At 46.8% G+C, this 10,742-nt stretch carries 12 protein-coding genes; 1 reads left to right on the forward strand and 11 read right to left on the reverse strand.

The window, feature by feature from the left end; translation table 11 throughout:
• Positions 1 to 21 precede the first annotated feature (21 nt).
• The 5 genes from OCV80_RS02985 to OCV80_RS03005 form a co-directional block, all read right to left on the reverse strand.
• The gene (locus OCV80_RS02985) at positions 22 to 156 is read right to left on the reverse strand and encodes a hypothetical protein (protein WP_267288186.1); all 135 of its coding nucleotides are present in this window, start codon (positions 154 to 156) and stop codon (positions 22 to 24) included.
• Between the two features lie 101 nt (positions 157 to 257).
• Positions 258 to 446, reverse strand: a complete 189-nt coding sequence (locus OCV80_RS02990; RefSeq protein WP_267288226.1) for a hypothetical protein — start codon at positions 444 to 446, stop codon at positions 258 to 260.
• Positions 428 to 862, reverse strand: coding sequence for a hypothetical protein (locus tag OCV80_RS02995; protein WP_267288187.1), 435 nt, complete (start codon positions 860 to 862; stop codon positions 428 to 430). The genes OCV80_RS02990 and OCV80_RS02995 overlap by 19 nt, the downstream gene beginning before the upstream one ends.
• A gap of 694 nt (positions 863 to 1,556) precedes the next feature.
• Positions 1,557 to 1,970 (reverse strand): helix-turn-helix domain-containing protein, encoded by a 414-nt coding sequence (locus OCV80_RS03000; protein ID WP_267288188.1) that lies wholly within the window; start codon positions 1,968 to 1,970, stop codon positions 1,557 to 1,559.
• Positions 1,967 to 2,176: a helix-turn-helix transcriptional regulator gene (locus OCV80_RS03005; protein ID WP_267288189.1), complete on the reverse strand. Its 210-nt coding sequence runs from the start codon at positions 2,174 to 2,176 to the stop codon at positions 1,967 to 1,969. The genes OCV80_RS03000 and OCV80_RS03005 overlap by 4 nt, the downstream gene beginning before the upstream one ends.
• 510 nt (positions 2,177 to 2,686) lie before the next feature.
• On the opposite strand from OCV80_RS03005, the gene OCV80_RS03010 reads away from it, so the two are divergent.
• Positions 2,687 to 3,655, forward strand: coding sequence for a DUF6076 domain-containing protein (locus OCV80_RS03010; protein ID WP_267288190.1), 969 nt, complete (start codon positions 2,687 to 2,689; stop codon positions 3,653 to 3,655).
• A gap of 80 nt (positions 3,656 to 3,735) precedes the next feature.
• Here OCV80_RS03010 and OCV80_RS03015 read toward each other — a convergent pair whose 3' ends face one another.
• The 6 genes from OCV80_RS03015 to OCV80_RS03040 all read right to left on the reverse strand — a co-directional run.
• Positions 3,736 to 4,881, reverse strand: a complete 1,146-nt coding sequence (locus OCV80_RS03015; protein ID WP_267288191.1) for a uracil-DNA glycosylase family protein — start codon at positions 4,879 to 4,881, stop codon at positions 3,736 to 3,738.
• A 78-nt stretch (positions 4,882 to 4,959) separates the two neighbouring features.
• Entirely contained in the window at positions 4,960 to 5,190 is a 231-nt protein-coding gene (locus tag OCV80_RS03020; protein WP_267288192.1) for a hypothetical protein, read from the reverse strand.
• Between the two features lie 139 nt (positions 5,191 to 5,329).
• The gene (locus tag OCV80_RS03025) at positions 5,330 to 7,174 is read right to left on the reverse strand and encodes an ATP-dependent helicase (protein ID WP_267288193.1); all 1,845 of its coding nucleotides are present in this window, start codon (positions 7,172 to 7,174) and stop codon (positions 5,330 to 5,332) included.
• Positions 7,134 to 9,044 (reverse strand): ATP-dependent nuclease, encoded by a 1,911-nt coding sequence (locus tag OCV80_RS03030; RefSeq protein WP_267288194.1) that lies wholly within the window; start codon positions 9,042 to 9,044, stop codon positions 7,134 to 7,136. Before OCV80_RS03030 ends, OCV80_RS03025 begins: the two co-directional genes overlap by 41 nt.
• A gap of 1,099 nt (positions 9,045 to 10,143) precedes the next feature.
• On the reverse strand, positions 10,144 to 10,557 hold the full coding sequence (locus OCV80_RS03035; protein ID WP_267288195.1) for a helix-turn-helix domain-containing protein: 414 nt from the start codon (positions 10,555 to 10,557) through the stop codon (positions 10,144 to 10,146).
• Positions 10,554 to 10,742: helix-turn-helix transcriptional regulator (locus OCV80_RS03040; protein WP_267288196.1), on the reverse strand; the 189-nt coding region annotated here is incomplete at its 5' end. The genes OCV80_RS03035 and OCV80_RS03040, both read right to left, overlap by 4 nt.

Genomic DNA, 10,742 nt, shown 5'->3' on the forward strand with positions numbered 1-10,742 from the left:
CCACGCAGATTTTAAACTGTCTCACATGCTGGGCATCATGTATTTGTAGTTCAGTTCCTCCTCATGGTCATCGGGGGCATGCCCCAGCGCAATATGCTGTTCCTGCAGCTCCGCCCAACGCTTGCAGTCAATGTGGATGCCGCCAACTGTCGGCATAGCAGACGCATTGTCCCGGAAGATATTGCCCATGTGATAGAGCAACCGTGTGGCCACAAGGATGACCGAGGGCGGGCGATGCTCGCCGCGGTCGATACGGTCTATGAAAACTTTTGCGCAAGCATGACCGACATAAAATCCTGCCGCTTTTTTGCAGTGGGAAGTGAACCGCGTTCATCTGACAACAAATCCACGCTGGGACGTGTAGCGAAGTAGCGGGTACGCTGCGCCAGCTTTGCGGCGTTCTGCCCGCCCTTGAGGTAGGGGGAGATCAGTACGATTCGGGCCATGTGTCATCCGGCTCTATGCGTCGCTGGCTCCGCACCGCGTTTTCAAAACTCACCTGACCGTTGGTGCGCTTCACCTCATCCACGGCGTAGGCCCGCAGCTCCCGCGTGTGGATGGGATCGGTACGGAAGTGCGCGGCGATGGTGTGGCAGAGCATATTCAACTCCACCGCGCACTTGAAGAGGATCGTTTGAAGCCGGTGGTTGTTAAGATCCATGGTGCCCTGAATGGCGGTGAGGATGGCCTGAGAGATGTAGGTCGTGTTGTCCTCCGTGCCGAGATAGCCCATGTAAAACCGCAGGGCCTTATCCACAAATTCACTGCGGCTTTGACAGTTATCTGCTTCCAGCCAGCCGTCCATGCGGCTGATCACGCTGGGGCGCAGCCAGATCGTGGTACTTTTCTTGTTATCATCCATTTTTCTTCTTTCCTTTCTGTGACGTCGGTCAAAATCGCCGCAAAGCCCTGCAAACACGGGACTTTGCCGGATGACCGACTGCGATTGTTTTGCAAAACCGCCAAACCGACTGCGGTTTGCGTTTCCCTGAAAAGCCCCGCACTGCGGGGCTTTGTGGGCGGGCCGCACGCATAAGCGACTGCGGCCCTTTATCTTGTGCTTTTATCGAACGGGTAAATAAGGGGCGAAAACCTCCGAAACGGGGCATGGTCGGGAGGAAAAACTTCCTCCCAAAGGACTCATTTCTCCATCGTCAGAGCAGTATTCACAAGGCTCTCTCAAACATCGCCCACAAACGCCGCAACACTTGCTTCAACGGGCTTTGGCGGGTACACACTCCACCCCAGCCCCTAAAAGCGCACACAGCGGCACACAGGGCGAACGGTGCGGGGAAACGAAGAGCCTCTCTGTGCGGCACATTTGAAAGCAAAAGAACTGTGCAAAACGCTTTCAAATTCGGGACGGAGAAAAATCGCAGGAGCAGAATAACAGCCGACGAACTGCGGCTGCCCGCCAAGGGCGGGTTGACGCAGTTTGGCGGCGCCGCGGGCCCGCAGGCACGCGCAGCCCCGTTGCTATACCTATCTTCGCACCGATGGGTTCCACGGTTCTTTTCGGTCACAGCAACAGAACGCAAAGAAACATATCTGCTGTTTTACATGCCAGACTGTTCCATGCGTCTTGCCGCTCGCTGCCGTTCCTTTGCCCTGTCCGCAGCATCCATCTGCCGCTGATAAAACTGGTCGATGGAAAACTGGATCGGCAGGATCGTGTAGAGCAGACTTCCGTTTTGCTTGCGCCCGTCCCGCGTGATAATGCTGGTACGCTCCGTGACGATGAGCCCGCGTTCCTCCAACTCCTGCACATACTTCCGCACGGTGTTGTTGCTCATGCCCACCGCCTTGCCGATGGTGGCATAGCTGAGATGGCATTGATAGGTTCTGCGGTCTTCGATGCGGAGCAGGTAACCGTAGACAGCGATTGCACCGTGAGACAGACCCAGCTGATAGATCTCATTGGGCAGAGGAAAATAGTTCTTGACCGGGTCGCGCTTTGTCCAAGTTCTCATCTGGCACCTCCAGTCTGCCGCTCCACCCACTGTTGGAATTTATCCTTGGGCACCACGAACCGACTGCCGATGCGCACAGACGGAAATACTTCTTCGTGCATCAGCTCGTAGGCACTGGAGATGGACACGCCCAGCACGTTTGCCACCAGTTCCGCGTTGAGGAACAGCGGCAATTCATCGTAGCTGTGATAGATTGATATTTTCAAAATTGTTACCTCCAATAGAATTCAGAGAAAAATTACTTGCGTTTCGGAGGTCCCTCTGTTAGACTGTTTGCAGATGGAGTCTGCGTTTTCCGAAACGCGGCGCGCCGCTGGACTGCTGCAACAGTTCAGCGGTTTTCCTTTTTGTAGGAACGATCGATGTTTCTCCCTCCTTTCTTTGTTCTCTGCCACGCACCGTACCCGTTCCTGCCCTGCGGCCTTGTTTGACCTGCACGGCGTTTTCACTGCCTTGGTACGCTCGACCGCTTTGCTGCGGCGTCCTGGCGTTACTTCTCCGGCGTGTATCATCTCCGGTGATGGGTATTCAGTTGTCGAGGTGCTTTTTCGGATTTGTGACCGTCTTTTTCATTGACAATCCGCAGTCCTCGTGTTAGACTAACTGTAAATTACTTTTGACAGCCTTTCCGTAATCGTATGGTAACATACTTTTCACCCCTTGTCAAGACTGTCTGTATTTCCATATTACAATTGTCTATTTTGAGGTGATCTGCCATGTGGTATGCCAAAATGTATTTCTCTGAGGGCAGAGAGATTTTCCAGTATGATTCCCTTGGTATGCAAGGCGTTCCGGACGTCCAAAAGGAGTTCCCCTTTCTGGAAAGCCTGCTTGCCTTTCAGGAACTGGACTGTGCGGAAGTGACGCCGATACTGCAAAGCATCACTGATAACTGGAGCCGGTTTATCGCAGAGGATGACAGGGACGCACTTGAGAATTTCAAGAGAAAACTGGGGAGGTTAGCCTCCATACACATTTATTTTCGACTTCTCTATGTTCACTGCCGCTACCGCCAGTCAGCGATGTACATTCAAAATGACCGAGGCAGTGCGGAGGATGCGCAGATACTGGACGAACTGCGCCAGCTCCCTGAACAGCTTCCGCTGTATCAGCAGCAGATCCAACGCTTTTTTGAGTTGGTGCTGGATGTAGACAGCGCGGGACGGGAGCCGCAGGCACAGGCGGCAAAAAATTACTTTCACGACTCTCCGAAAGATCCCGACCTGTTTTGTTTTCACCCCATCCCGCTCAGCTTTGAACCGGTGGAGCCGGGGCGGTGTTCGCCGGTGCTGTATTCCTCCAGCATCCGGGACATGATCGACTACTCTCTGCGGAGCTGCGTGGAGCGGAATATCACCGTGCGGCGCTGCAAGAACTGCGGACGATGGTTTCCGCAGACCGGGCGGGTCAGCGCGGAATATTGCGAGCGGCCTGTTCCGAAAGGTCAGCAGCGCTGCCGCGACATCGGCGCTCTGAAGCAGTGGACGCTCCGGCAGGCAAACAATGACGCTTTCAAGGCTTACCGCAAGGAATACAAACGGCGCTTTGCGTGGATCAAGGCCGGACGGATCACCGACCAGCAGTTTTACGATTGGAGCGAGCGGGCCAGAGCGGAAAAGGATAAATGTGAGCAGAGCCTGATCTCTCAGAAGGAACTGGAGACTTGGCTGAAGGAATCCAAATGAAAAACCGTGTGCTGACCTTGCGGTCAGCACACGGTTCTCTTTGTCTATAGCGAGGCAGATTTTAAACCACCCGCATTTAATCACGGTGTTGCTGTAAGCAGCTTATAGAGCCGTTCCATTAGTCGCAGCACGCATCCATTCGCAATGCTATCACTTATGAGACTGCCCTCACAGAAATGATCCCGGCGAAAATGATAAGCAAGACCAGCTGCCGCACCATACAGCGGTAGTGTATCTATCCATACTTTTTCTGCCTTAACAATCTGCCGCTCATTAAGATTTAGGCTTTTCATTATTTCATGGTAATTTCCAATCACCACGCCATTTTTATATGTTTCCTCTATAAACCGCTCAATGTCTCGCATCAACCCATGCTTGTCCGCCTGTGGCGCATAGGCAGAATATTTTTTACACCAATCTCGCTTTTCCTCTGATGTTTCAATCTCCCGTAACAGTTCAATAGCTGGTTTCCAATATGTATTCATGAGCTGCGGATCGCTCCAAAATACCGGAAGCACTTTTGCCCAGTCATTCTTCTGCCGATTCAGCGAGAGTTTATCACCACTGCCCCGATTTCGATTGAGCGTACCCATTACACCGCAGTGCGCCAAGGCAAACACATAGACTGGCACTCCATCTGAGAGGCTTACCACCACCGGATTTTTCTCGCTTTCGATAACGCAATTGTAGCTCACCTTATTTGATACGGTGCTGTCAAAGCAACCGAGCACACTTTTCAATGTATCCTTGCCCAAGCACAAAAGGATGCGCGGACGGATGATCTCAACCAACCGACGGAAATATTCTGCATCTGCCATTGCCCAGCTTTTCTTAAAATTTCCGCTGGTTCCCTTGACTCGATAGCCCATCACGAAGTTCGTAAAAAATAGGCGTGAATCGTCCGTTAGAATGTCGAATCCAATCGAGCGAAAGAGTTCAATGAGATTTCTATCTGTTGGGTTTTCATTTTCACGCATATAGCCGATGGATTGCCCACGATTCATGGCCTGCACATTCCGCATAACCTCCGCAGCCCCTGCATCCCGTGGGCAACCCCAATCCTGACCCACCAGCATGATCCGGGCATCTAAATGTCCGCGTCCCTGCCAATAAGTCCACAGATTGATCTCTTGGCATTCATCGCACCACTTCAATTCACGCTGCGCAGATCGATAGGCTGTGCGCACATCAGCAATCAACTGCCTGTATTGATCATTTCTGGACACACCGCCATCCTCCTATGCTACTCCACAAATTATTTCTGATGATAGTTCGAATAATTGCAACTTCATTATGCGCAAACGCTATTTATCCATATCCGCAGCGTCTTCCAGCAGATTTGTAACCACTTCACTGAGCTGCGCGGCGTTCTTGAAAGTAATAACAGGAAGGCCAGTCTGTGCCTTAATAGCCTTCCGTGCATCGCCAGCCACCTTGCCTCCGGCACGGTCCACATTGATGTTCTCTGAAAGGGTTGTCGGTATCCTCTGTTTTGAAATTTCCGTAGTGGTTGCTTCCACCAACATATTTAGCACAAATTTGCTCCGTCAAGTCTGTTCTAAACAGGTTTACTCACGGAATTTAGCACAGATTATTTATTTTACTTTCATTATTCCGATCGTATAGGCTATTTAATTTTTTGTTGCCATAGCGTTGCCACAACATTAAGCCCGTTCAGATAGATTTCTCTGTAACAATTTCCTTGATATATCTGGAAGGATATTGAGTTTTTATATCTCCCCAAGGCATACGTTTTCTCACCGGATATGTCATATAACATAGTCTTTTTGCTCTTGTGACGGCAACATACATATTATTCATTTCTTGCGAAAGCTGAGAACCACCAGTTTTTACCGCTCTGTAGTCCGGAAAAGTTCCCTCGCTCAAGCCAATAATAAAAACAACATCGAATTGTAAACCTTTTGACATGTGAGCTGTCAAAAGGGCAACACCGTTGTTATCTTCAATCTCTCTTGTCTTACCCAAAGAAATCTGATTTCTAAAAGACGTTAGTGTGCGATTCTCCTTAGGAACAAACATGCAATACCTACTCCAATGGTTACGCCATTGTTGAATATCCATAGAAATAAGGTAACGTTCATCATCATCGAATGAGGGCAAAATGTTCTCTATGCAATTCAAAGCTGTGCTAAAATTCAAAACCTCTTTATTTAATATTTCCAATGCAGGAATCATACTCTCATAAGCCGTTTTTGTTAGCACTTCTCTTAGGATAGATATTCCATCTTTATTTTCTGTAATATTGTAAGAAAATCCAACCATGTTCTTAAGCTGCGTAAGATGAATATAGTCTCTTCTGTTGATAAGTATTCGGATAGCGAGTCCAAATACTCTCATATAATCGGATTCATTATCAATTCCTGTTGAATTCTTCTTAAAAGAAAATGGAATATTACGAGCAGATAACTCTTTTTCCAAATAAGAAAAAACATATTTGTTTCTGGCAATAACGGCCATTCTGTTCAAAGAAAGTTGACCTTCGACATCGGAATGCCCATTTTGAATTAGTTCTTCAATCTTATCTGCTACGAAACTTGCTTCAGCACTCTCGTCTGCTAATTTTATAGCTAATAGTTCGCCTTCGTATACATAATTTGTAACACTATCATAATGTTCCAAGTGATTAGCAAATTCTACTATCCGTTTGGCAGAACGATAGTTATCGTTTAACTTATAAATAACAGGTGAAAAATCCGAAACAAAAAATTTCGTCATGAAATCACTATCAGAACCATTAAAACCATATATGGATTGATTAGCATCGCCCACCATCATCACATTGTTGAAGCTATCACCACATAATGCCTTGATTACTTGGTATTGGGCAAAATTAAGATCTTGTGCTTCGTCGATACAAATATAACGATAAAGTGAGTTATATACACGAACAACACTCGGATTTTCAGTCAATATCCGATATGCAAAAAACAGAATATCGTCAAAATCCATAGCATTTTGATCAATGAGCTTTCGATCGTACTCTGAATATATCAACGGAAACGGAGCATTAATATTACAATTTTCAGGTAAAACAAACCTTTTTTTTTGTTCGCTGATTAACTGCAATATGCGTTGCATAATCTGATTTTTATCTTGTTGCTTTGCAAGAAAGTCTTTTAACTGTTGGTTTTCCAAAAAAACATCTTTGAGGACAGTTTTTCGATCGTCTTCGCTCTCAAACAAAACCATATCCGAATTTAATCCAATCAAGTTCCCCCTGGATTGAACTAGATCCAAACAAAAAGAGTGTATTGTCCCTGCGGTGACTCTATCAAGTTGTTCCTCAAAGGCACGATCTTCAGACAAGCGATCCTTCATTTCATCAGCAGCCAAATTGCTAAAGGTCAGAGCCAAAACCTTTCCTCGTTTGCTCGAAGATAACAAGCGTTTAATTCGCTCAATCAAGACTCTGGTTTTTCCGCTACCGGGACCTGCTTCAACCAAAAGCGCACCATCTTTATGATTGACTATTTGTAGTTGTTTCTGTGATAGCTGCATCACGTGGTTCTCCTTCATTACTCACGATAAAATTCATTGCATCCAGTAAGGACTTTATTTTGGGAGGAATCCGACGGTTTTCATCTGAAATAGATACAATCTTTTCAGCAACTTCCGTAGCGTACTTAGCCTTAGCTTGTTTTGCTGTACAGCAATCGTAGATAGCCTGACGGTATCCTTCATCGCCAGAGTAATTTCGTATTATATCCCTATATATTGGTTGATGGCAAGTCGGGCATTCTGGTTGATCTGTTTTTTCTCTACCAGCAGATGTGTGGTCGCGCTTACGAATATAGTTGTTTACGAACTCAGGGTCACCTTCATACTCACAAATAGCACTAACTATTTCTGCTTCATATCCACTATTTAGCAAATGTCGTTCATAGTCTTCACCATTATCGAGAATAATTATATTTGGAAATGTTTGTATGTCTGCGTTGAAAACATCTCTAATCGCTTTTGTGACAGTCTTAATAGTTTGAGTTTCTCCGTCACTAAAAATGAACCAGTTGATATTGAAATCTTTTATTAAGCTAAGAAACGTTTTATAGTTCTGCCCACCAATGCCTATAATGCTGATACCGCAAAAAGCAGGCTCAATATCAAATTTCTCCCTGAAAAATATAGGCAGTGCCTGTTCTTCTGTGACTCCCTCACATAGCACGATAGCTTTGGAGAATAAAAGCTCACCTCGCGAAGAGATTACTTCACGCTTTATTCGGTTTTTCTCCTCCTGAGTATAATTCCCAGCATCAAAGTTGTGTGCCGTTGTTCTTCCATTGATCTTTTCAAAATGAATTAAGTTTTCCAAATCGGCTTGTGAAACAACGCTTGGCGAGTGCGTGCTTATAATCTTTTGACCAGAAAAATTACACAATTGAGAATATAACTTTTGTTGTGCTTGTGGATGCAAATGCGCCTCTGGCTCTTCCATCGTTAGCATAATATATGATTCGGACTCAGGATCGTCTTCAATTAAACGTTGTTTTTCCCAATCAACATATGCACCTAAAGTAAGGAAAGAGATCCAACTACGTGTCCCCATTCCGTGTTGTGATACCGACAATCTGGCTGCATTACCATCCCTAAAAACGACATCCATTCCCTTGTGCAGATCCGTCATTTTACGTGCCAGAGGTTCAATTTGGATGGTGCCATCGACCGCTCCAACTGTTGCTGCAATTGCCGAGATTCTTGTTGCCGTCTGACTTAAAGCAGGTATACTTTCCACAATTTGAGAGTTGACATTATTTAGTTGTCTCTCAATTTCCAGAACTTTTTCTTGAGGTAAATCCACTCTTGACGTAGCACGCCCAAAATATGACTTTCTGTCTTTAATATCATCTACCACATCTCTTTGAGCATCCATATAGAAAGCAGAAATGTAAGTATTCATATCGCCAGTAAATGCTTTACGACGGCTAACGCTTGCAGAAGAAATGCTGTCTCCCCAGTCAGTTATTTGCTTGCGAACAACTATGTAATCATTTTTTAAAGCATCATATTGCAATATAGTACGGATACCGACGTAGTCTCCAAGGGGATCTCCGGTTGTAATCCACTCTTCTGTAAAAACTCCGATCCAAAAATCCGAGAAGTTACTCACGGCGTTGTTAGCAGCATCTACAGGACGGAGCATAATATCAATAGTTGCACATTTAGTATTATCTAAGACTTCATCCTTATCAACATATATATCGTCCGAAGAAATCGTTCTATTTTGGCCTAATGCAACATTCATAGCTTTGAGGAAATTCGATTTTCCACAATTATTAGCTCCAATTACTACATTTGTCATTGATAATGTCAACTCAAGGTTTTTAATTGAACGGAAGTTTTCAATTCTGACTTTGAAAATTGAAATCCCCATATAAATATTTCGATCCTTTCTTTGTGTTATTCTATCAACAAATCTCTGGTTTTAAACGCAGAGAGATAAGTGAGCGACATCACACGATTTTAGAATATCACAACATATTCAAATACTGTTTCTTCGCTAAAGCAGTCAAATAGTGTTTTCCCATCTACACAAAAGCTTACTTGGTAGGCTTACATAAAAAACACTTTAAAAGCGCACTCCGCCAGTTATTTGAATAATGCGCTCTGTGCATAATGCATCAAATATGCCAAAAATGCTCTGCCACCTGGCAGAGCATTTGATCTATTGCAGCCATACTGCCAAGGCCCATCCAACACATGACAGCGTTGTATATTATGGTAGCATATTTAGTCAGGAAAAGCAAGGAAATGATACTCCACGCAAATACGCCATAGGACACAAATCGATGTAACGGATAATATTATCCTGCTATAAATAAAACCCTCCGATAACCGCCTGATCTGCCCGAAATACGCTGAAGGTGTGCGTCCCATACGGCGTGGGAAATTCCTCTCCAGCGCGGTTTCAAATCACACTCGCACAAACGGCTCACGTTCGTTTTCACAGGTGAAAGCGGGTATACACACGCCACCCCATCTCCTAACCGCGCACACAGCGGCTCACAGGGCGAAACACGGGGTGTTTCGGGAGGGGGTGGTATCACTACCCTCGGACCGTTTTGCGCGGTTCGGAAACCCTGCGCGGCCGGGTGTCAGAACGGCATACTTTGCCGCTTTTGGGTCTTGGTCGGGAGCGCTCCTGAAGGTGCAGACTGTTAATAAAGTGGTAAATTCTCCGCGACGGAAAGGAAGAGTGTGCGCGGGAAACCCAAGAAGGGTGTCCTGCGCCATTGAAATCATTAGTTTTCAGAACTTTTATAAAGTTCTGAAAACTTGCTCAGCGGGGCGAAAAGACTTTTTCGACACGCTGAGCCTGCGGGACAGCGATGCGCTTATACGCGTCGCTGTTCCGAGGCGTCGCGGCCCCGCTGGGCTGCGTGATCCCATTGCTGTTTCTCTTGCCGCATTGATGGGCTTCACGGTTTTGGTTGTCCATGATAACAGCACACAGGGAAAGATACTCGCCGGTTTCACACGCTGGTCTGCTCCATGCGTCTTGCCACTCGCTGCCGTTCCTTTGCTCTGTCCACAGCATCCATCTGCCGCCGATAAAACTGGTCGATGGAAAACTGGATCGGCAGGATCGTGTAGAGCAGACTTCCGTTTTGCTTGCGCCCGTCCCGCGTGATGATGCTGGTGCGCTCTGTGCGGATGAGCCCGCGTTCCTCCAACTCCTGCACATATTTTCGCACGGTGTTGTTGCTCATACCCACCGCCTTGCCGATGGTGGCGTAGCTGGGATGGCACTGATAGGTTCTGCGGTCTTCGATGCGGAGCAGGTAACCGTAGACAGCGATCGCGCCGTGAGACAGACCCAGCTGATAGATCTCATTGGGCAGAGGAAAATAGTTCTTGACCGGGTCGCGCTTTGTCCAAGTTCTCATCTGGCACTTCCAGTCTGCTGCTCCACCCACTGTTGGAATTTATCCTTGGGTACCACGAACCGACTGCCGACGCGCACAGACGGAAATACTTCTTCGTGCATCAGCTCGTAGGCACTGGAGATGGACACGCCCAGCACCTTTGCCACCAGTTCCGCATTGAGGAACAGCGGCAATTCATCGTAGCT

It is taken from the genome of Oscillibacter acetigenes (genome assembly GCF_025567605.1).
Classification (GTDB): Bacteria; Bacillota; Clostridia; order Oscillospirales; family Oscillospiraceae; genus Oscillibacter; species Oscillibacter welbionis.

Coding starts and splice junctions, on each gene's coding strand:
- OCV80_RS02985 (WP_267288186.1), bottom strand. CDS start 156: ATGCCGACAGTTGGCGGCATCCACATTGACTGCAAGCGTTGGGCGGAG.
- OCV80_RS03035 (WP_267288195.1), bottom strand. CDS start 10,557: ATGAGAACTTGGACAAAGCGCGACCCGGTCAAGAACTATTTTCCTCTG.
- OCV80_RS03010 (WP_267288190.1), top strand. CDS start 2,687: ATGTGGTATGCCAAAATGTATTTCTCTGAGGGCAGAGAGATTTTCCAG.
- OCV80_RS02995 (WP_267288187.1), bottom strand. CDS start 862: ATGGATGATAACAAGAAAAGTACCACGATCTGGCTGCGCCCCAGCGTG.
- OCV80_RS03025 (WP_267288193.1), bottom strand. CDS start 7,174: ATGCAGCTATCACAGAAACAACTACAAATAGTCAATCATAAAGATGGT.
- OCV80_RS03000 (WP_267288188.1), bottom strand. CDS start 1,970: ATGAGAACTTGGACAAAGCGCGACCCGGTCAAGAACTATTTTCCTCTG.
- OCV80_RS03030 (WP_267288194.1), bottom strand. CDS start 9,044: ATGGGGATTTCAATTTTCAAAGTCAGAATTGAAAACTTCCGTTCAATT.
- OCV80_RS02990 (WP_267288226.1), bottom strand. CDS start 446: ATGGCCCGAATCGTACTGATCTCCCCCTACCTCAAGGGCGGGCAGAAC.